The sequence below is a fragment of the Haloferax sp. Atlit-12N genome (assembly GCF_003383095.1).
GTDB lineage: Archaea > Halobacteriota > Halobacteria > Halobacteriales > Haloferacaceae > Haloferax.
The window spans coordinates 820,178-840,615 of the sequence record NZ_PSYW01000002.1; the positions used below are offsets into that span (position 1 = coordinate 820,178).

The 20,438-nt window shown below is 63.3% G+C and carries 17 protein-coding genes; 5 read left to right on the forward strand and 12 right to left on the reverse strand.

Annotated elements, in window-relative coordinates:
• Window positions 1–119: 119 nt before the first annotated feature.
• From C5B90_RS12375 to C5B90_RS12390, 4 genes are all read right to left on the reverse strand, one after another.
• Complete coding sequence (locus tag C5B90_RS12375; protein WP_115881847.1) at window positions 120–416, reverse strand: PTS sugar transporter subunit IIB; 297 nt, start codon at window positions 414–416, stop codon at window positions 120–122.
• Window positions 417–522: 106 nt separating this feature from the next.
• Complete coding sequence (locus tag C5B90_RS12380) at window positions 523–1,200, reverse strand: triose-phosphate isomerase (RefSeq protein WP_115881849.1); 678 nt, start codon at window positions 1,198–1,200, stop codon at window positions 523–525.
• Window positions 1,201–1,228: 28 nt separating this feature from the next.
• Entirely contained in the window at window positions 1,229–2,005 is a 777-nt protein-coding gene (locus C5B90_RS12385) for a class I fructose-bisphosphate aldolase (protein ID WP_115881851.1), read from the reverse strand.
• 2 nt (window positions 2,006–2,007) lie between these two features.
• Window positions 2,008–2,433: a secondary thiamine-phosphate synthase enzyme YjbQ gene (locus C5B90_RS12390; RefSeq protein ID WP_004967184.1), complete on the reverse strand. Its 426-nt coding sequence runs from the start codon at window positions 2,431–2,433 to the stop codon at window positions 2,008–2,010.
• A gap of 212 nt (window positions 2,434–2,645) precedes the next feature.
• Between C5B90_RS12390 and C5B90_RS12395 the strand changes: the two genes are divergently transcribed.
• Window positions 2,646–3,407 carry an IclR family transcriptional regulator gene (locus tag C5B90_RS12395; RefSeq protein ID WP_115881853.1) on the forward strand — a complete coding sequence of 254 codons (762 nt, stop codon included), beginning with the start codon at window positions 2,646–2,648 and terminating at the stop codon, window positions 3,405–3,407.
• Between the two features lie 346 nt (window positions 3,408–3,753).
• Window positions 3,754–5,214, forward strand: coding sequence for an FGGY family carbohydrate kinase (locus tag C5B90_RS12400; RefSeq protein ID WP_115881855.1), 1,461 nt, complete (start codon window positions 3,754–3,756; stop codon window positions 5,212–5,214).
• Between the two features lie 478 nt (window positions 5,215–5,692).
• Here C5B90_RS12400 and C5B90_RS12405 read toward each other — a convergent pair whose 3' ends face one another.
• From C5B90_RS12405 to C5B90_RS12430, 6 genes are all read right to left on the reverse strand, one after another.
• Window positions 5,693–5,905, reverse strand: a complete 213-nt coding sequence (locus tag C5B90_RS12405; RefSeq protein ID WP_115881857.1) for a hypothetical protein — start codon at window positions 5,903–5,905, stop codon at window positions 5,693–5,695.
• Window positions 5,902–7,020, reverse strand: coding sequence for an ABC transporter ATP-binding protein (locus C5B90_RS12410; RefSeq protein ID WP_115881859.1), 1,119 nt, complete (start codon window positions 7,018–7,020; stop codon window positions 5,902–5,904). Before C5B90_RS12410 ends, C5B90_RS12405 begins: the two co-directional genes overlap by 4 nt.
• Window positions 7,017–8,093 carry an ABC transporter ATP-binding protein gene (locus tag C5B90_RS12415; RefSeq protein WP_115881861.1) on the reverse strand — a complete coding sequence of 359 codons (1,077 nt, stop codon included), beginning with the start codon at window positions 8,091–8,093 and terminating at the stop codon, window positions 7,017–7,019. Before C5B90_RS12415 ends, C5B90_RS12410 begins: the two co-directional genes overlap by 4 nt.
• Window positions 8,090–9,094, reverse strand: a complete 1,005-nt coding sequence (locus C5B90_RS12420) for an ABC transporter permease (protein ID WP_115881863.1) — start codon at window positions 9,092–9,094, stop codon at window positions 8,090–8,092. The genes C5B90_RS12415 and C5B90_RS12420 overlap by 4 nt, the downstream gene beginning before the upstream one ends.
• Window position 9,095: 1 nt before the next feature.
• The gene (locus tag C5B90_RS12425; RefSeq protein WP_115882524.1) at window positions 9,096–10,055 is read right to left on the reverse strand and encodes an ABC transporter permease; all 960 of its coding nucleotides are present in this window, start codon (window positions 10,053–10,055) and stop codon (window positions 9,096–9,098) included.
• 75 nt (window positions 10,056–10,130) lie between these two features.
• On the reverse strand, window positions 10,131–11,873 hold the full coding sequence (locus tag C5B90_RS12430) for an ABC transporter substrate-binding protein (RefSeq protein WP_115881865.1): 1,743 nt from the start codon (window positions 11,871–11,873) through the stop codon (window positions 10,131–10,133).
• A 186-nt stretch (window positions 11,874–12,059) separates the two neighbouring features.
• Here C5B90_RS12430 and C5B90_RS12435 point away from each other — a divergent pair, with 186 nt between their 5' ends.
• The 3 genes from C5B90_RS12435 to C5B90_RS12445 all read left to right on the forward strand — a co-directional run bounded on the left by C5B90_RS12435 (window position 12,060) and on the right by C5B90_RS12445 (window position 16,144).
• Window positions 12,060–13,322, forward strand: a complete 1,263-nt coding sequence (locus C5B90_RS12435; protein ID WP_115881867.1) for an amidohydrolase — start codon at window positions 12,060–12,062, stop codon at window positions 13,320–13,322.
• Between the two features lie 129 nt (window positions 13,323–13,451).
• Window positions 13,452–14,708, forward strand: coding sequence for a M20 family metallo-hydrolase (locus C5B90_RS12440; RefSeq protein WP_115881869.1), 1,257 nt, complete (start codon window positions 13,452–13,454; stop codon window positions 14,706–14,708).
• A 617-nt stretch (window positions 14,709–15,325) separates the two neighbouring features.
• Window positions 15,326–16,144: an IclR family transcriptional regulator gene (locus tag C5B90_RS12445; RefSeq protein ID WP_115881871.1), complete on the forward strand. Its 819-nt coding sequence runs from the start codon at window positions 15,326–15,328 to the stop codon at window positions 16,142–16,144.
• A gap of 125 nt (window positions 16,145–16,269) precedes the next feature.
• Here C5B90_RS12445 and C5B90_RS12450 read toward each other — a convergent pair whose 3' ends face one another.
• Window positions 16,270–17,643, reverse strand: a complete 1,374-nt coding sequence (locus C5B90_RS12450; RefSeq protein ID WP_233511996.1) for a TrmB family transcriptional regulator — start codon at window positions 17,641–17,643, stop codon at window positions 16,270–16,272.
• Window positions 17,644–18,094: 451 nt separating this feature from the next.
• Window positions 18,095–20,245: a glycoside hydrolase family 3 N-terminal domain-containing protein gene (locus C5B90_RS12455; RefSeq protein ID WP_115882526.1), complete on the reverse strand. Its 2,151-nt coding sequence runs from the start codon at window positions 20,243–20,245 to the stop codon at window positions 18,095–18,097.
• Between the last annotated feature and the right edge of the window lie 193 nt (window positions 20,246–20,438).

The window sequence follows — 20,438 nt, forward strand, 5'->3', positions numbered from 1 at the left end:
TCTGTAAGAGTACTTCTGGTACTGCCATGCTATTAACTCACAACCCTGTCTCAGGATGAGAGTGATCCCACATAAATATTGCTATCGTTCGTGAAAAATCAGCGTCACGGACGTGTCAATCAGTCTTCGAGCGCCGCGGCGATGTCGTCAAGGACCTCGTCTTGACCGATACCGGTCATGAACGCCGTGGTATGGATGACCGGGATGTCGAACTTGTCTTTGTTGAGTTGCGTCGTGGTGACGATGAGGTCGAAGTTCCCCGAAGAGACCTTACCAGGAGCTTCCGTCGCCTTCGCCTTGGCAATGGTCCCGATGTCGAGGCCACGCTCCGGGAGTTTCTCTTTCAGCGCTTCCTTGACGACCGTCGACGTCGCAACCGATGTGCCACACACTACGAGGATATTTTTCGTTGTCATTGACGTGTATTGCACATCATCAATGACCACTAAAAAGATTGCGCCGGTCCGACGCGCCGCAGTCACCGAGCGGTGCGAGAAAAGGTGGCCGCTGTCGGCGGCCGTTTCAGGGGAAACTCGCGGCGATGTCGCGGAGGAGCGACTCCGGGTCCGACGCGAGCGACACGGCCGACGCGGCACCGGTCGCGTGACCCCCCTGTTCGAACGCGAGGCGGACGTCCTCGGCGGTCGAGATACCGCCGCCGACGAGGACGCGAGTGCGCGGGTTCTCCGTCTCGACCATCGACATGAAGTCGCGAACGCGGTCGGGATGGGTCTGCGTGATCGCGCGGTTCGACGAGATGTCTTCGGGCATCTCGTATATCATCGAGTCGGGGTCGAACTCCGCGACCGCGCGACCCATCTCGATGCTGTCGACGCAGACGACCGAGTCGAGGTCGAGGTCGCGGCAGCGCTCGATTTTCCACACGAGGTCGGACAGCGTGTCGCGGTTCTCGGCGTGGTTGATGACGACGCCGTCGGCTCCCGCGTCTGCGACGGTCTCCGGGAGGATTTTCCCCATCCCGCGACCGGGCTCGACGGCGTCCATCGCGGGCGCGGTGACGGCGAGTTCGGTGTGTTCGGTTATCAGTCGGATGTCGGGCAGTTGGGGCGTCAACACGAAGCGCGCGTCGGTCTCCGCCTCTATCGCTTCGAGCATCCGCGCGAACGCGAGCGCGTCCTCGCCGCTCGTGTCCGGGTACACCTTGAAGTTGACCTGAAAGTGGGGGTACGGAAGGTTCATCAGTGGGTTTGGGGGGTGGTTCGGCGGGTCATAGCAACGTCTCCGCCTCTTCGATGGTCGCGCCCTCGTGGACGATAGCCGAGAGTGCGTCGATGATGGCGGCGGGATCGTCTCGCTGCCAGACGTTGCGGCCGAACATCACGCCCTGCGAGCCGGCCTCGACGGCACCGTGGACCATCTCCAGTACCTCTCGGTCCGTCTCGACGGTGGGGCCACCGGCGATGTACGTCGGCACCGGCGCGTTGTCTACGATGCGCTCGAAGCCCGTGGGTGGATACGGCGTCTTCAGGATGTCCGCGCCGAGTTCGAAGCCCAGGCGGTTGGCGTTGACGAGGTAGTCGGTGTCGAACTCGTCGTCAGCGCGCTGCCCCCAGAGGGTCGGCTCGACGATGAGCGGAATCTCCGCGTCGTCGCAGTCCTCGGCTGCGGCCGCGACAAACTCGGCGTTCTCCTTCAGCACGTCGGGGTCCTCCCGGCCGAAGACGAGCGCGACCTTCGCGGCGTCGGCCACGTCGGCGCAGTCCTCGACGCTGAACACCTGAGAGTGGATTTCGGCGTTTTCGATATCGCCCGGCATCGTCGAGTCGTACAGGAGGTCGAGCGTGCCGATGGTGTGGACGTCGGCGGCGGCGATTCGGTCCTCGAAGCGCTTCAGGAAGGGAACGCTCGCCAGGATACCGTCGGGGCCGGCGTCCAACACCGTGTCGAGGAGCGCCGCGGGGTCCTCGAACCCCTCGAGGGAACCCCAATGGAGGCCGTGGTCGATAGCGACAGTCACCGATCGTCCGAGTCGTTGGTCCGTCATGGCTATTGTAGAATCGTCGTGGTAATCGTTCGCTCGCGCGGGCCGCACAGTTCGAAGAACATGACCTCCTCCCAGGTCCCGAGGTCGAGCTCCCCGTCGCGGAGGACGAGAAGGACCGGTCGCTTGATCATCGCGGAGATGAGATGCGCGTGAGCGTTCGGCTGCTCGCCTGCGGTGATGTGGTCGAGGTCGTGGTAGTAGCCCTCGTCCGGGGGGGCGATCTCCTTGAACTTGTCAATCATGTCGTCGAGGAGCTTCTCTTCGTACTCGTTGGTCGAGAGCGCCGCAGACGTGTGCGGCGTCGACACGTACACGAGTCCATCGGTCACGCCGAGGTCCTCGATGGTCGCTTCCACCTCGGGAGTGACGCTCAGAATCTCGAACCTGCTGTGGCTCTCGATGGAGAAGCTCTCTGTCTGTATCTCCATACACCGTAGCTCAGAGAGTGAGCGTAAATAGTTTTTGCCGACAGTTTTCCGAACACCGCACAGCGGCCCTTAGACACCAAATACCTCGGTTCCACGCTTCTTGCTCCGCCGTTCGAACGGTGTCGACGGTTCGCCCCACGGTCTCGCCGAGTCGAACAGCTGTTCTACTCAATGGAACAAACTATTTAGGGTTGCCTCGACGACACGCAGTCATGACAGAGAACGCGCCCCACCGGGTCGAAACGAGTCGGAAGACGATTCGGGTGCTCGACGCGCTTCGAGAACACGGGTCGAGTAGCGTGACGTTCCTCGCACGGGAACTCGGGATGAACAAGAGCACGGTTCACAACCATCTCAGCACGCTCGAGGCCGAGAAGTTCGTCGTCCGCGACGGGACCGATTACGAACTGAGTCTCCGCCTGCTCGGGTTCGGGGGATACGTACAGCACCGCCACCCGCTGTATCAGGTGGCGAAACGCGAGGTCCACCGGTTGGCGTCCCAGACCGGCGAACTCGCGAACCTGATGGTCGAAGAGTACGGACAGGGGGTCTATCTCGCCTCCGAACAGGGTGAGCGGGCGGTCGATTTAGACATCTATCCCGGCCTCAGACGGCCGCTCCACGCCATCGGACTCGGAAAGGCGATATTGGCGCACCTGCCACCCGAGCGAGTCGACGACATCATCGACGAACACGGCCTTCCCGCGGAAACCGACCAGACAATCACCGACAGAGCGGAACTCGACGCACAGTTGGCGACGGTTCGTGACCGAGGCTACGCCGTGGACAACGAGGAACTCATCCGAGGGCTCCGGTGCGTTGGCGCACCCATCATCGCAAAAGACGGGACCGTCCTTGGTGCAATCAGCGTCTCGCAGCCCGTCAGCCGCATGAATAACGAACGTTTCACCGACGAGGTTCCCGACATCGTCCAGAGCGCCGCCAACGTCATCGAACTCCACGCGAACCACTAGAGATTACACGTATATCTTTGTAATTCTCGTTTGGACTACGCTTGCAGGCCGCCACCGGCCCTGACGATGTCGTTCATACAGAGTGAACTACTGTTCTCAGGTACAGAATAGTGGTGCGTCCGACGATAGTTCGTGTTTGTCCGTTTATCACTCATATTTCGGTGTCAACGCTCGGAATGACGGCTTCACCGAAACGGATGTCAATTGAACGTGCCCTCGACCAGATTGTGTGCTAACACCCACCAAATGAACTCCGCTACGGTCAGTCGGCCAAACTGCGCGCTCGCGCGCTCGACAGGTCACTCCCCTCGGAAGGATTTAATTGCGTCCTACGTGACCCCGTGGTATGGAGAGCCCGCAACTGGTCGGCGTTCATCTCGGTACCGCGAGCGTGCACGTCGATGTGTACAGCACCGACGGCGAACGACTTGCCGGCGGTGAGGCGCCGGTCGCCGAGCAGACGACGCTCGCGTGGGAGCGAGCGCTCCACGAAGCGGCACCGGCGATGCCACAGACCGGTATCGGCTCGGTTGCGAGTACGTCAGGGACGGCCGTACTCGTCGACAAGTACGGCGAGCCGGTGTTCCCGCCGCAGATGTACTTCGATTCCGCGCCCGAACAGGCATCGAAGCTCCGCGACCTCGACCTGTCCGGCCTCTCGATTAACCAGAACATCGCGTTTTCTCCGACCAGTCCCCTGCCGAAGATTCTGAAGCTTCGCGCGGAACACCCCGAAAAGTTCCAGCGGGTGGAGTGGATTCTCAGTCCGACGACGTGGCTGTTGTATCGGCTCCGGTTCGACGCGTCGACGCCATGGCACGACATCGAGACCGACTGGACGAACGCATTGAAGTTCGGTGCCGACGTGACGACGCCCCTTCCCACGTGGTTCGAGTCGCTGTTCGAGACGCTCGACCTGCCTCGGTCGCTCTTTCCGGCGATTCGACCACCGGGGTCGTTCATCGGCGTCGCCGACGGCCAGTTAGCCGAGCGGACCGGCTTCGACGGTATCAAACTCTTTCAGGGGCTCACCGACGGCAACGCGTCGGTGCTGGCGAACGGCGGCGTCAAACCGGGGGATTTCAGCATCACCTTCGGGGCGTCGAGCGTCGTCAAGTACGTCTCGGAATCCGTCTCACCGCATCCGGCGCTGTACTACCACCGCCATCCCATCGACGGTTATCTGCCCGGCGCGTCGTTCGACACCGGCAATCTCCTCCGGTGGTTCTTCGACCGCATCCTCAACTGTACGCCGGAGCGCGGCCTCGAACTCGCCCGACAAGTCCCGAGCGGCCACGGCTACGAGATGTTTCTCAAGGGCAACCGAAGCCCGTTTTTCGACGCCGACGTCGCAGGGTCGCTCCTTGGCCTCAACTATGACAACTCCCTGTCGACCGAGGAGGTCCACGGCCGACTGGCGCGCGGGCTCATTACCGGCATCATCCTGACCGAGTGGACCTACATCTCGCTGGTCGAAGAACACTTCGACACGGACATCGACCGCGTGCTCGTCATCAACGACGGGACGCCGACGCTCGACGGCAACTACGACTGGTGGAACACGCTCCGGGCGTCGATATGGGACCGCCCAGTCGTCGAGATGGAGCCGCGGACGACCGCCGGCGCGGTCATGGCCCCCGCGCTCATCACGTCGATTTACAGCGATGTCGAAACGGCAGCGGAAAACCTCCTCCGAGAGCGTGACGTTATCGAGCCGGACCCGTCGGTCGGCGCGGACTTCGATACCCAAAAAGAGACGTACTTCGACCGATGGCGAGACATCGCGGAGTTCTATCAACAGGACTGACGCCGAGGGGAGTCGTTCGCTGGCCTGGTGGTCTCATCGCTGCCATCTCGTCTTGTGCTCGGTGCGGTCTCATCGCTGCCAGATGCACAACGATACGTCGGGTCCAAGTAGCGAACTACTCCGACCGCAGAGGGTGACGGTACTGCAGCGCAAACGACAAACCTACCAGATTCAAGTATATATCAGATATCACACTACGGTTCGTTCGTCGAGATATCCGACAGAGTCCCGAATATCGAACTTCAGGACATCTACATCAAGATATACCGATAAATGATGGTATTGTTCTTCTATCAAAATGTCTAACAGACCCTAGTTGACATTTCCGAAATGGGGCTATACAAACCCTCAATCAACTATATTCGGGTGGCTTCGAATGTCAACTCGATACTGGCTACTTGATAGAATAACTCCGTATAAGTCAGTATTCTGACTAACAGTATTGCGGGTAGGGCACGAGCGGCGTGCCTATCGACTACTACCCCCCGCGGTCGAACTCGTCGTCGACCATCGCCAGCGCCCCGCCGGAGTTGAACAGCAGGCGGCTCACGACCACCCACGTTGGCACCGCGAGGACGACCAGCGCGACCGTGCTCGCGATGGGCGACAGCGGCGGCAACAGCCCGCGGTAGAACCACACGATGGCGAACGTCAGGACGATTCGGAGCATCGGTTTGACGGCGATGCTCATCTGTCGTCGTCACCCCTGCTCCGACCCCGGCCGTCGGTCGCGAGCGTCGGTTCGGCGTCGAAGTTCTCGATGCTGAACCGCTCGTCGACGTCTTGTGCGGCGCTCGGGACGCCCGCCCCGGTCTCGAACTCGTCGACGTGAATGCAGGCGGCCTTGTGGCCGCCGGTCGCGCCCGCCACGTCGTCGAGCGTCGGGTCGACCGACGTGCACTCCTCGGTCGCCTCGGGACACCGCGGATTGAACGAACAACCCGAGGGCGGGTCGAGCGGCGAGGGAACCTCACCTTCGAGCACCTGCCGCTGCCGCGCCAGCTCCGGGACCGGCTGGGGAATCGCACCCAACAGCGCCCGCGTGTAGGGGTGCTGGGGGTTCGAAAACAGCTCGTCGGCGTCCGCGAGTTCGACGATTTCGCCGAGGTACATCACGGCGACGCGGTCGCAGACGTGGCGAATCACGCTGAGGTCGTGGGCGATGAACAAAAGCGTCAGGTCGAACTCCTCCTGGAGGTCCTCGAGCAGGTTGAGTATCTGCGCCTGAATCGACACGTCGAGCGCGGAGACGGGTTCGTCGGCGACGATGAAGTCGGGGTCGACCGCGAGCGCACGGGCGATGCCGACGCGCTGACGTTGCCCCCCGGAGAACTCGTGGGGGTAGCGGTTGGAGTACTGCGGCGGCAGGCCGACCGTCTCCATGAGTTCATCCACGCGGGCGTCGCGTTCGCCCTCGTAGAGGCCGTGAATCTCCATCGGCTGTTTGATGATTTGGCCGACGGTCTTCCGGCGGTTGAGACTCGACGCGGGGTCCTGGAAGACGATTTGGATGCGCTTTCGCATCTCCGTCATCTCCCGGTCCGACAGCGCCGTCAGGTCGGTGCCGTCGTAGCTGACCGTCCCCTTCGTGGGTTCGTCCAGCCGGAGGACCGACCGCGCCGTCGTCGACTTGCCCGAACCGGACTCGCCGACGAGGCCGAGCGTCTCGCCGCGCTCGATGTCGAACGAGACGCCGTTGACGGCCTTCACGGTCTCGTCGGCCCCGAGCAGGCGGTCGATGAAGCCGTCGTTCTGCGTGAAGTACTTGTGGAGCCCCGAGACGGACAACAGCGGGTCGTCGCTCATTGCGATGCACCTCCGTCGGTCGCGGGAGTCACAGGACTACCGCCGTCAGCTTGCACGCCTTCGGTTTCGATGGTCGACTTCGAGAGGTTGTAGCCGCGCGCGTGGAGACACGCCGCTTCCCGGCCGGGTTCGACCTCCCGTAGTTCGGGGTCGTACGACTCGCACTCGGCGGTCGCGTGCGGACACCGCGGGTGGAACGAACAACCCGACGGCAGGTCGGTGAGGTTCGGCACGTCGCCCTCGACGGGCGTCAGCCGGTCGGTGTCGTCGGTGAGCCGCGGAATCGACCGCATGAGGCCGCGGGTGTAGGGGTGCCGCGGGTTCTCGAAGAGGTCGTCAACGCCGGCCCGTTCGACGACGCGGCCGCCGTAGGCGACGGCGACGCGGTCGCAGGTCCCGGCGACGACGCCGAGGTCGTGGGTGATGAGGATGATGCTCATCCCGTACTTCTCTTGGAGTTTGTCGAGGACGTTGAATATCTGCGTCTCGATGGTCACGTCGAGCGCCGTCGTGGGTTCGTCGGCGATGAGCACGTCCGGTTCGCAGGAGATAGCCATCGCCAGCAACGCGCGCTGACGCATCCCGCCGGAGAACTGGTGGGGGTAGTTGTCCACGCGCGAGGTCGGTTCGGGGATGCCCACGTCGGCCATGAGTTCGATGGTCCGCTCGCGGGCCGTCGCGTCCGACACGTCCTGGTGGGTCTTGATGACCCGACTAATCTGGTCGCCGACGGTGAACACGGGGTTGAGACTCGTCATCGGGTCTTGGAACATCATCGCGATGTCGTTGCCTCGAATCGACCGCATCTCCGCCTCGCTTTTTTCGAGCAGGTCATCGCCGCGGTAGCGGACGCTTCCCCCCTCGATGCGACCGGGGCTGTCGACGAGTTGGAGCATCGACAGCGCGGTCACGGACTTCCCGGAGCCCGATTCGCCGACGATGCCGAGCGTCTCGCCCTCGTAGAGGTCGAACGACGAGCCGTCGACGGCCTTGACGGTCCCCTCGTCGGTGTAGAACCGCGTGACGAGGTCGCGAATTTCGAGCACCGGCTGTTCGTCCGGCTCGGCGCTCATCGCTCGCCTCCGTCGTTGCGGGGGTCGAGCGCGTCGCGCAGGCCGTCACCGAGTAGGTTGAACCCGAGGATGGTGACGACGATGACGAGGCCGGGGAACACCGAGTACCACCACTCGCCGCTGTAGAGGTAGCCGCGGGCGTTCGACAGCATCAGCCCGAGACTCGCGTTCGGCGGCTGGATACCGAGTCCGAGGAACGACAGCGCGGCGCTGGCGAGGACGGCCGTCCCCATGTAGAGCGTCCCCTGGACCACGACGGTCGGCAGGGTGTTGACGGCGATGTCCTTCACGAGGATGTGTCGGTCGCTCGCGCCGAGCGACTTCGCGGCGTCGACGTAGTCTTCTTCCATCTCCTTGAGGACCGACCCGCGCATGACGCGCGCGAAACTCGGGATGTAGACGACGCCGATGACGGCGATGACCTTCACGATGTTCGGGAGGGTGAACGAGCCGTACTCCGTGCTTCCGACCCCGAGCACGCCGAGCACCGCGATGGCGAGGATGAGGCTCGGGAAGGAAAACAGGATGTCCATGAAGCGCATGACGACCTCGTCGACCCAGGTGTTGCGGTAGTAGCCCGCAATCGCGCCGGCGGTCACGCCAATCGCCATCGCGAAGCCGACGACGCCGAGCGAGACGGTCATCAGCGTCCGCAACCCGTAGATGATGCGCGAGAGGATGTCCCGACCGTGGTGGTCGGTGCCGAGGTAGGCCGTCGTCGTGCCGACGACCTCGCCGGCGTCGTTCTCGACGAGCATCTCGGTGCCCATCGGCATCGGGTTGTGTTCGCCGTCCGGTGCCTCGAACTGCGTCGTCGGGTCGTGGGGGGCGAGAAACGGCGCGAACAGCGCGGTCAGGAGCATCGTGAGGATAATCGCGGTCCCCACGAGCGAGAGGGTGTTCTTGCGGAACTCCTTCCAGAACATCTCGAACTGACTGTGGTGCGTACCGGGGGCTTGCGCGGCCGGCACCGCCTCGTCCGTGTGGTCTGTCGTTGCCATGTTAGTTTCCATCGTGTCTGATGCGGGGGTCGAGGTAGGCGTACAGCACGTCCACCGCGAGGTTCGCGAAGACGAACACGCTCGCGATGAACAGGATGAGCGCCTGGATGATGCGGTAGTCGCGGCGGTCGATGGCCAGTATCAGGAGCTTGCCGATACCGGGGAGGTTGAACACCGTCTCGGTCAGAATCGCGCCGTTCATCAGTTGGCCGAGTCCGACGCCGATGACGGTCACGACGGGGATGAGCGCGTTTTTCGAGGCGTCTTTGAGGACGATTTCGCGCGCGCCGATGCCCATCGCGCGGGCGGTCTTGACGTAGTCCTGACTGAGCGTGTCCAGCATCTCCGAGCGCATCATCCGGGCGATGAGCGCGGAGTAGGCCGTCCCGAGCGTGATGACCGGGAGGAACAACTGCTGGAGGTTCGCCACCGGGTCGACCCACGGCGGCGTCCAGCCACCGGTCGCCCACGGGAACGAAAACTGCACCGCGAAGATCATGATGAGGATGATACCCAGCCAGAAGTCGGGGATCGAAATCCCCGACAGCGCGGCGATACGCGCGGCGTGGTCCGCGGGCTTGTCCTTGCGGACGGCGCTGATGATGCCCGCCGGGATGGCGATGAGAATCGCCGTAATCATGCTGAGAATCGATAGCTCGACCGTCAGCGGGATGCGTTCGACGATAATGTCGGTCACGGGCGTCCCCTGCTGGACCGTCCACGATACGCCGAAGTCGCCCTGCAGGGCGTCGAGCATCCACATGCCGTACTGGACGTACAGCGGGCGGTTGAGTCCCATCTCCATCCGAATCTGTCTGACGAGTTCCTCGCTGCTGAGCGGGCCGAGCATCACCCGCACCGGACCACCCGGCGCGAGGTGGACGAGCGCGAAGACGACGACGCTCACCCCGAGGAGGACGGGAACGCTCAACAGCAGGCGCTTGAGGACGAACCGGAACATGCTCACGGCAGAGTCACCTCCCGGGTCGCCGTTGGAACTTGACGTGGCTGGCGCGAACGCGTGTGCATCTGTCCGTCACTCACCCTTCGAGACGAAGCGGTAGTTGTCCTGGAACGTGCCCACGTCGTAGTCGTTGACGGCGTTGCGCCACGCCTCGAGTTTGTTGACGTAGGCGATGTCGATCTGGATGCCGTGTTCGACGAGGTACTCCTCCAGTTCCCAGACGATTTCCTTCTGTACTTGTTCGTCCGTCGAGGCCTGTGCCTCGCGGAGCTTCGAGACGTACCACTCGTGGCCGTTCGAGAAGTCGCCCTCGGCGTCTTCGGGCGCGGCGGGGCCGCTCGGCGCGTAGATGTCTTCGAGGTCCTCGGACGGGTGGTGCCAGTTGTTGTGGTTGTGGTTGTTGTCGGCGTAGCCGGCGTCGAGCCACGACGTGGCGACCGGAATTGACTGCGCCCAGTCTTCCATCGCGGCGTGCCACGTGTCCGTGCTGTACACTTGGTTGAGGAGTGTGGACTTGTCGACGGCGGTGACGCTGGCTTCGATGCCGATTTTCGACAGTTGGTTCTGGATGACGACGGCCTCGTCTTTGAACCACGACCCCTTGGTGGCAATGATGTCCATCTCGAAGCCGTCGGGGTTGCCCGCAAGTTCGAGTTCTTTCTTGGCCTTCTCGGGGTCGTACATCTGCATCTCCTTGAGCTTCGGCGAGGTCCAGTCGCTGTCGGGGTACCACGGTCCCTTCTGGACCGCGCCCTGCCCGTAGAACACCTCGTCGAGAATCTCCTCGCGGTCGATGCCGAACAGCACCGCACGGCGGTTGTGCCGGTTACTCATCGGGTTACCCTCGGACTCCATGAGGTTCACGTACAGCACCTGCGTGAAGTTGCCGGGGACGGACTCAGTCGTGATGTCCGGCTGGCCGCTGAGGCTCTCGAAGTCCTTCGGAGGGACCTTGTCCGTCAGGTCGAGTTGGCCCGACCGGAGGTTTGCGAGGCGCGTGGAGTCCTCGCCGATGAAGTCGAACTTGAACTCGTCGACGGCTGGTGCGCCCTCCTTCCAGTAGTCCTCGTTCTTCTCGAGGAGAACGTGACTCCCGCTTTTCCACTCGACGAATTTGAACGCGCCGGTGCCCGCGCCGGAGGGGTCCTGCGTGAGGTCGGTCGCGAGGCCGCTCGGTCCCTTTCCGTCTGCGGTGTCGCCGCGGGAGCCCTCGGGAACGATACCCTCCAGGCCGCGGGTGAGCCACCAGTTGAGCGTCCCGAACGGCTGGGAGAGGTTGAGCCGAAGCGTCCGGTCGCCGACGATTTCGGTGTCCTCGACGAACGGGAGGCGGCTCTTGACCGGCGACTTGTTGTCGGGGTTGAGAATCCAGTCGACGGAGTACTTGAAGTCCTCGACGGTCACCTCGTCGCCGTTGTGGAACGTGATGCCCTCGCGGAGCGTGTATTCGAACGCCGTCCCGCCGTCGACGGGGTCGGGAACCTCGGTCACGAGGCCGGGCTGGAGTTCGGAGTCGGGCGTCAGTTCGATGACCTCGTCGTAGATGAGGCCGCCGATGGTGCTGGTCGCGGTGTCTGTCCAGAGTGCGGGGTCGAAGTTCCACGGCTCCGCGGCGAGCGCGACGTTGACGCGGACGGTCTCGCCGGAGTTACCCGACGAACCGCTGTCGGTGCTCCCGCCGCTCGTCCCGGTTCCGTCGGAATCGCCCGCGTCGCCGCCGGTACAGCCCGCAAACGCGGTCGCGCCGACCGCGCTCGCGGCCGCAATAAATTGCCGTCTGTCCATGTTTATCTCGGTAATGTTGTCGTCTGACATTGTTTTCTGGAGCTACGTACACACCCTTGTAGCGGTACGCGTGATACCTTAGCTCATGAAACACCGTTATTTATAGCTTTGGCAACCTCTCACAATCTTGGTACTATATCGCAATGGAGTTCCGGTCGCGTTCGTTGTGCTACCGCTTCCCAAACAGTTTAACGCGGTGGTTGCAATGTCGGCTTCATGGCGTACGCCAGCACGCTCTCCCTGCGAGAGTTACGACAGGACCTTCACGCCCACCCCGAGTCCGGGTGGAAGGAGTTCCGCACGACCGCCCTTATCGCCGCCGCGCTCGACGACCGCGAGTTCACGCTCCACCTCGGCCCGGACGCCGTCGCCGAAGACGAGCGACTGGGCGTCCCCGACGACGACGCGGTCGCGACCGCAGTCGAACGCGCACGCGAGGAAGGCGCACCCGAGGCCTACCTCGACCGGATGGACGGCATCACGGGGCTCGTCGCCGAGAAGCGCTTCGGCGACGGGCCGACCGTCGGCGTCCGCGTCGACATGGACGCCCTCGAACGCACCGAATCGAGCGACGAGGAACACCGCCCCGCGAAACTGGGCTTCGCGAGCACGCACCCCAACGAGATGCACGCGTGCGGCCACGACGGCCACACCGCCATCGGCCTCGGTATCGCTCGCGACCTCGACGACGACGGCGGGTTCGACGGCACGCTCCGACTGTTCTTCCAGCCGGCGGAGGAAGGCGGCCGCGGCGGCAAGCCGATGAGCGAGACCGACCTGCTCGCGGATATCGACTACTTCCTCGCGCTCCACCTCGGCCTCGGCAACCCCACGGGGACGGTCATCGCCGCCTACGAGAACCCGCTTTCAAACGCGAAACTCGACGTGACCTTCGAAGGCGCTCCGAGCCACGCGGGCAACGCGCCCAACGAGGGCCGAAACGCGCTCCACGCGGCGACGGCCGCGGTCCAGAACCTCTACGGGATTCCGCGCCACGCCGACGGGACGACCCGCATCAACGTCGGCAAGTTCGAGTCCCCCAATCCGCAGAACATCATTGCCGAGGAGGCGCGCCTCCGCGTCGAGGTCCGCGGCGGGACCGCCGACCTGAACGAGTACATGCTCGGAAAGGCCCGGCGCGTCCTCGACCACGCCGCGGGCATGCACGACGTGTCGGTCGAGACGGGTCTCTACGGGAAGACGGCGACCTTCACGGCCGACGACGAGATGGTCGAGGCCGTCCTCGCGTCGGCGGCCGACCTCGACGACGTGACCGAGACGGTCCCGCGACTCGACATCGGCGGCAGCGAGGACGCCTCCTACCTCATCCGGCGCGTACAGGAACACGGCGGGAAGGCGACCTACGTCGGCATCGGCGCGAGCAACGAGTTCGGCCACCACACCTCGCGGTTCGACATCGACGAGGACGCCCTCGACATCGGCGTCGACGTGGTGTGTCAGACGATTCGAACGCTCTAACGCGGCGATTCGACACGGCTGTTCGACCCCGACCAGCCGCGCGTCTCGCCCGTCATCGCCGCCGTCGCCCCGTAGAATCTGCCACGAACACGCACAATTATTAGACATCGTTTGCGAGTTGAGTCGCACATGCAGGCCTCCCAGCAGCGACTCCGCGAGGACATCGAAGCGAACGCCCGCTTCGGCGACATCGACGCGCCGGCGGGGCGCGGCCGCACCGTTCTAACGGGGAGTGACGCAGACCGCCGCGCCCGCGAGTTCCTCGTCGAGCGACTGCGCGACGCCGGCCTTTCGGTCCGTATCGACCCCGTGGGGAACATCGCCGGCCGGTGGGTTCCCGACGGAGCCGACCCCGACGCGGCCCCCGTCGCCGCCGGTAGTCACCTCGATTCGGTCCCCGAGGGTGGCATCTTCGACGGCCCGCTCGGCGTCTACGCGGCGCTCGAAGCGGTCCGGACGCTCCAAGAACGAGACGCCGACGTGAGCCTCGACCGCCCAATCGACGTGGTCTCGTTCACCGAAGAGGAGGGCGCGCGCTTCTCGCACGGCCTGCTCGGGTCGTCGGTGGCGACGGGGGCGCGAGACGCCGACGACGCGCTCGCGTTCCGCGACGCCGACGGCACGACCCTCGAAACCCACCTCGACGCCATCGGCTTCCGCGGGACCGACACTATCGACGCCGCGACGTGGGACGCGTGGGCCGAACTCCACATCGAACAGGGAACGGTGCTGGAGTCCGCGGGCGCGGCGGTCGGCGTCGTCGACGCCATCACCGGCATCACGACCTGCGCGGCCGACATCGTCGGCGAGGCCGACCACGCGGGCGCGACGCCGATGGACGAGCGCCGCGACGCGCTAGTCGCCGCCAGCGAGTTCGTCGTCGACTTCCGGGCCGCGGCCGACGACGTGGCGCAGAACCAGAGCGCTACCGCCGTGGGAACCGTCGGCCAGTTCGACGTGGCCCCGAACGCGCGTAACATCGTCCCCGGTGAGGTCACGCTGCAGATGGACATCCGCGACGTGAACTACCGGGCGATGAACGCCATCGCCGAGCGGGCCGACGCCGCGCTCGCGCGCCTCGAAACCACCCACCCGGTCGAGACGACCTTCGACCGCTACCGCGACCAGCGCCCGAGTCGGATGGCCGACGACTGCGTCGACGCCGCCCTCGACGCGGCCGCGACCGAGGATATCGACGCGAAACGCATGCACTCCGCGGCGATGCACGATACTGCAAATGTTGCCAGTGTCACCGATGCCGTACTCCTGTTCGCTCCGTCGGTGGACGGCCTCTCGCACAACCCGCGCGAATGGACTGACTGGGCGGACTGCGCGACCGCAGCGTCGGTTCTCGCGGGGACGCTTGCACGCCTCGCCGGCGTGTGAGTTGCGGCCGACGGCCTGTCCCGTTGTGAACTAGGTTTCCGTTTTCAGACAGTTCACGGCCAGATTCGTGTCTCTGTCGCGATTTCGTCGCGGCCGCGATGTCTGTCTCGATATGTGGCACGCGGCCCCGAACTGGACCGCCTCTCGCACAGCCGTTCGTATTCCGGCGTTCTAGAGGCTCTCGAACGCGAACACAGTTTCTCCGTACCGCTTCGGTCGAAACCGCACCTCGTGAGCCATCGAGTTTATCCTGCGAAATCTGCAGCCACTCGCTCTGTCCCGCAGTGTTGTCAGCAAATACAACGATTCTCCGAGTCGTGTGTGGTTCGACCGCGAATAGCGTCGCCGAGCGGCCGAGTATCGGAGGGAAAACCGATTCCACGCATCTGACAATCGAGGTCGTGGGTGGCGGCCGTCGCTTCGGGTGTGTCTCGGGGGAGACGCAGATTCGCGCTCGCGCTGGGCGAGGGTGGCGGGCGGCTCCGGTTTCGAGTTGGGGTTGACAATTATCGACCGAAACCGCCTTCGAGCGGCGGTCTCAACACTGATTGTCCCCATCACGTTTCGATTGCAAGATATTCGGAACAGCTATGACACCCGATAGACGTTCTCGTAGCATGCCCGAGAACCCCAACACCGATGCGCCGTCCCGCACGCTGAGCACGGTGGACACGGCGGTCAGCGTCGTCCGGGCGCTCGAGGAGTTGAACGGGGCGCGCGTCGCCGAGTTAGTCGACTACCTAGGCCTCTCGAAGTCTACGGTGTACAACCATCTGGCGACCCTGCGGAAGAACAACCTCGTTGCCAAGGAGGGCGACAGCTACCATCTCAGCCTCCAGTTCCTCCTCCTGGGCGAGTACGTGCGCAACCAGCAGATACTCTACCAAGTCGGCAAGGAGGAAGTCGAGGCGCTCGCGGAGAAGACCGGCGAGTACGCCCATCTCTCGACCGAACAGCACGGGTTGCGCATCAGCCTGCTCAAGGTGCGCGGCGAGCGCGCGGTCGGCAGCCAGTACCAGCGCTCGAAGATTCAGCGCCCGGACAACCTCCACGCGTCGTCGACCGGGAAGGCCATCCTCGCGTTCCTCCCCCGCAGTCGGGTGGAGGAAATCGTCGACCAACACGGCCTGCCGGCGAAGACCGAGGCGACCATCACCGAACGCGACGCGCTGTTCGACGAACTCGACACCATCCGGGAGCGGGGCTACGCCTGCAACGACGAGGAAGAAATCGAGGGCCTCCGCGCCGTCGGCGCGCCGATTCGCGACCGCAACGGTACCGTCCTCGGCGCGCTGAGCGTCTCCGGACCGACGAGTCGCATCAAGGGCGAGCAGTTCCACGACACCATCCCCGAGATGGTCACGAGCACGGCCAACATCATCGAGGTGAACATGAACATGGCCGCGCGGAGTTCGAGCGCCGGGCGCTTCGACTGAGCCACACCGCGCGACGGCCATGACACAGATATGCCCGTAATCTTTTGCGACATCTCACCCGATTTCGGGTGCGGTGTTCGGGCGGCAGGGTCGACGGCCGTTCGAAGCGGGCGAGAACTGACCCGTCAGTCTCGTCTCTCGTGGGTGAGCGGGGTCTCTCCGATGTCGATACGCTCCAAGGTGATCGTCCGTATCTCCATGTCTTCGAAGACGGCACCCCATCCGCCAACGACGGCCGTTTCATCGCCCGTGTCGAGTGTGAGGTTCTTGTACGCGCCCAGGTCAGACAGTGCCAGTCGTGACGGCGGTCGCTCGTCTCCGTAGAACGAGATGTCGGCGACGCTCCCTTCGACAGTCGTCTCATCTCCTTCTGCAATGTCGACTCCTTCGACGGTGACGCCGAGTTCGAACCCACGTTCCCAAAGCGGGAGGAGATCTCGAATGAACTCTTCGATGGTGACGTAGGTGAACTGATCTTCGTCGTCAAGATAGACGACCCGGTAGGGGTTCCACAGGCAGGTGAGGAAAAACCAGTGAAAGACAAACGGAAGGATACGGTCGTAGACGAGGACGCCGTAGTCTTCGTCGGAGCGCGTGTTCGGTCCGAAACACGTTCGGTTTCGGTCGATAACGACGAGAAACGGTCCGGGGATAGTACACACACGAAGCTCTGAGAGCACCCCGCTCGGATCGAACGCTGCGGGTGGTTCTTCACCCTGGTCGATGTAGACCGATGCACGAACGACGACGCCTCGCTCGCGGGCCGCTCGAAGTGCTGGGGAGAGCGACTGGAGTTGTTCGAACGACCCGGCGACCTCCACGACGGTTTCCGCGTCGTCGATGAGCTCCTGTGCGTTCTCGACGGCTGTCTTGACACGCTTGGTGACGCCGACACGCGCGTCCATCCGCTCGGGGGTCCGGTATCGTTCGCGGACCGCTTCGGCAGCCTCGTGGAGGAGTTCGCCCCTGGTCTCGAGGTCCGCCATCGCCGCCTCCGGGTCACACGGTTGCACGTACAGTTTCTCTCGTTCGATCGTTTCGACGTATCCCTTCGATTCGAGGCTCCGGAGAACGTCGTACACTTGCGAGACGGGGACGGCGCTCTCACGGCCCACTTCGATAGCAGGCGAGACGCCCATCTCGAGGAGCGTGAGATAGGCGTCGGCTTGGTACGACGCGAGGTCCGCGTACTCGAGTGCTTTCGTCAGCGTTTCGCGGTCCATACTCGCACTCACACCATCATTCACCATGAATACTTCGCTGATTCCCGACCCTTTTTCGAGGAGCCGGTTGCGTTCGACCAGCACTATCTTTACGGACATAATTTTGTAATGGAAATGGGCCCCTCTATCCCAGATATACTCTAGAATATGGTAGCTAAGCCGACGACACGACTTCGCGTTCCGACCGAGGAGCGAATCAATTCGACCGCCACGGACAGATACACCGTTAGAAGCCTTCAAGCAGGCGTTTGTAATATCAGCGAACTTATTTTTCATCGCCCTATACAGAAAATTTGCTTGTGTATGGTGGCTTAGAGTTCGAGTCTATCTAAAACAGAGGCTCAAGAACGTAGCTTCTAAAGCCATATTTGAGGCGATAAGGATTCACACAGATATCGTCGTACTCTGAGTTATTTTCTCAAATGCTAGTCCGTATGACCTGATTAAAGACTTATGTATGTTTCATGTGGGCGAACCACATGAAGATGGCTCCGGGGAATGCTGAATAAGAGTCCAGAGGGCGTCCACGAGGACGTTCACAGAACACGGGGCAACGGCTCAACAGGGCTCAACGGGGGTCAACAGGAGACAGTTCCGTGTCTGTTCTCGCCGCATCGTCGAGCGGGAGGAACCGTATTGGCTGAGCTCTCGACGAAGAACCGCCAGGTAGGGTATCGCCGCAGAAAACCTCGCTCGGAACGAGGACCTCAGTCCGCGCCGGGGTCGGTCAGTTGGATTTCGGTTCGACGGTAATCGTGACGTCTTGCTCGCCGACACGAAGGGTGTACTCACCCGGAATCGCCGACACTCTCCCAGTTTCGTCGACGCGCCCAATCGATGTCGCATCAATGGGAATCGACACCGTCTCTGTGGCGCCGGGGTCGAGCGAGACACGCTCGAACCCGCAGAGTTCCCGGACCGGGGTTACGCGCGTTCCAGCCTGGTCGGTGACGTACACCTGTACGACGGTCGAACCGTGTCGGTCCCCGACGTTTTCTACAGGAACTTCGACTGTCGTGGTCCCGTGGGGTGAGATTCGGTCGTGCGTCACGCTCATCGAACCGAACTCGAAGTCGGTGTAACTCAGCCCGTGACCGAATTCGAAGAGTGGGTCGTACGACGGAAGATGCTCGTCGGGACCGATCGGTGTCGGGTGCGGGAAGTGATTGAACCGGGTTGGAAGGTGACTCGCGGACCGGGGGACCGAAATCGGTAATCGCCCGCCGGGGTCGCACGCCCCGAAGAGCGTCTCCGCGACGGCTTGGCCACCCATCGTCCCCGGATAGTACGCCAGCAACAGCGACGGGAGGTTCTCTGCCATCCACTCCACGGCCAGCGGTCGACCGGTGACGAGGACCCCGACGACAGGCGTCCCCGTCTCGTACAACGCGGTCACGAGGTCGCGCTGCGCATCGGGGAGTTCGAGCGTGGTTCGGTTCGGAAACTCGTCCGAGGCAGTCCCGCTCTCCGCGGTCGGCCCGAACTCGTGGATATACCAGTTTTCTCCGACGGCGACCACCGCGACGTCCGCATCCTCCGCCGCTTCGACTGCGGCGTCGATATCGACTGCTTCGGTTATCGTCGTTCCCTGTTCGTAGGTCACCGTCCCATCACACACGGCTTCGATTCCGTCTTTGATTGAGATGACGTCGGTGCCCGCCTCGTCGGGGACACTCCAGCCACCGAGTTGGTGAATCGGGTTGTCCGCGTTCGGCCCAGCGACGACGACGTCGGCAGCGGGGTCCAACGGGAGCGTATCGTCGTTCTGCAGGAGCGTCATCGACTTCCGCGCGGTCGCTAACGCGTCGGCTCGATGCGCATCGGCACCGACGACGTCTCGCGCTTCGTTCGCATCGACGAACGCGTCTTCGAAGAGCCCGAGCCGGAATTTGAGGTCGAGGACGCGTCTGACGCTCTCGTCGAGAACGTGTTCTGCAACCGCCCCCGATTCGACGAGCGAGACGAGATGGTCCGCGTGTGCGACCGCATCGACTGATGCGACATCGAGTCCAGCGTTGCGAGTCATTCGGACCGACTCACGGTGGTCGCTCGCGACGTGGTGGTCTTCGTGGAGCATCCGGACCCCGTTCCAATCAGAGACGACGGTGCCATCGAATCCGAGTTTCCCTCGGAGAAGGTCTGTGAGATAGTCGCGCGAGGCGTGTGTGGGTTTCCCGTCGATTGCGTTGTAGCAGGGCATAACGGACGCGACACCCTCGTCAATCGCGTCGACGAACGACGGTAAGAAGACGTTTCGAAGGAGGTACGAGGACACTTCGACGGGAGCAGTATCTTCCCCTCGTGCGGGCTCGCTATAGGCCGGGAAGTGTTTCGCGGTTGCCGCCACGGCAGTTGGGTCGCCGAGACCGTCGCCCTGGTATCCACGGACCATCGCACCTGCCATCCGTCCGCACAAAAATGGACTCTCGCCGAACGTCTCGAAGGTGCGACCCCACCGCGGCTCTCGGGCAACGTCACACGTGGGCGAATAGTTCTGCTGTGCCCCCGACTTACGGACTTCGGTTGCAGTGACCGCTGCTGCGCTCTCGACGCCGTCTTCGTCCCACGTTGCCGCCATCCCGAGTCCGTTCGGGAACGCCGTCCCTTCGGCGACGTACGCGTGACCGTGGACAGCATCCACGTTGAACAACAGCGGGATGCCGAGTCGAGTCTTCGACAGCGCGACTTCTTGCAGGTGGTTGACCGTCTCGACCACGTCGTCGATTCGAGAGTCGAGCGCACCGGCCCATCCGAACGACGCAACAGCGCCGACTCCGGATTCGACGATTTCGTCTTCGACCGTTTCGACCGATTTGAACTCGTCGAGCTCTCCCGCCCACGTACCGACGAGTTGCCCAGCTTTCTCTTCGACCGTCATTCGGTCGAGGAGGTCCGCGACGCGCTTGTCGGTCGGCAGAGTCTCATCTCTGTAAGGGGGATGCTTGCTTTCTGACTGCATACAGCGAAGAGAAGACCACTACTACTTATACATTTGCCAACGCGTGGCTAGCGTCGCGCAGACGGTCGTGTTTCGCGACGAGCGCGAGACCGTGTCGTGTCCTCCGACGCCG

Coding starts and splice junctions, on each gene's coding strand:
- C5B90_RS12420 (WP_115881863.1), bottom strand. CDS start 9,094: ATGGCAACGACAGACCACACGGACGAGGCGGTGCCGGCCGCGCAAGCC.
- C5B90_RS12445 (WP_115881871.1), top strand. CDS start 15,326: ATGCCCGAGAACCCCAACACCGATGCGCCGTCCCGCACGCTGAGCACG.
- C5B90_RS12390 (WP_004967184.1), bottom strand. CDS start 2,433: ATGGAGATACAGACAGAGAGCTTCTCCATCGAGAGCCACAGCAGGTTC.
- C5B90_RS12400 (WP_115881855.1), top strand. CDS start 3,754: ATGGAGAGCCCGCAACTGGTCGGCGTTCATCTCGGTACCGCGAGCGTG.
- C5B90_RS12455 (WP_115882526.1), bottom strand. CDS start 20,245: ATGACGGTCGAAGAGAAAGCTGGGCAACTCGTCGGTACGTGGGCGGGA.
- C5B90_RS12405 (WP_115881857.1), bottom strand. CDS start 5,905: ATGAGCATCGCCGTCAAACCGATGCTCCGAATCGTCCTGACGTTCGCC.
- C5B90_RS12440 (WP_115881869.1), top strand. CDS start 13,452: ATGCAGGCCTCCCAGCAGCGACTCCGCGAGGACATCGAAGCGAACGCC.
- C5B90_RS12430 (WP_115881865.1), bottom strand. CDS start 11,873: ATGTCAGACGACAACATTACCGAGATAAACATGGACAGACGGCAATTT.
- C5B90_RS12435 (WP_115881867.1), top strand. CDS start 12,060: ATGGCGTACGCCAGCACGCTCTCCCTGCGAGAGTTACGACAGGACCTT.
- C5B90_RS12425 (WP_115882524.1), bottom strand. CDS start 10,055: ATGTTCCGGTTCGTCCTCAAGCGCCTGCTGTTGAGCGTTCCCGTCCTC.
- C5B90_RS12380 (WP_115881849.1), bottom strand. CDS start 1,200: ATGAACCTTCCGTACCCCCACTTTCAGGTCAACTTCAAGGTGTACCCG.
- C5B90_RS12395 (WP_115881853.1), top strand. CDS start 2,646: ATGACAGAGAACGCGCCCCACCGGGTCGAAACGAGTCGGAAGACGATT.
- C5B90_RS12375 (WP_115881847.1), bottom strand. CDS start 416: ATGACAACGAAAAATATCCTCGTAGTGTGTGGCACATCGGTTGCGACG.
- C5B90_RS12385 (WP_115881851.1), bottom strand. CDS start 2,005: ATGACGGACCAACGACTCGGACGATCGGTGACTGTCGCTATCGACCAC.
- C5B90_RS12450 (WP_233511996.1), bottom strand. CDS start 17,643: ATGAAAAATAAGTTCGCTGATATTACAAACGCCTGCTTGAAGGCTTCT.
- C5B90_RS12410 (WP_115881859.1), bottom strand. CDS start 7,020: ATGAGCGACGACCCGCTGTTGTCCGTCTCGGGGCTCCACAAGTACTTC.
- C5B90_RS12415 (WP_115881861.1), bottom strand. CDS start 8,093: ATGAGCGCCGAGCCGGACGAACAGCCGGTGCTCGAAATTCGCGACCTC.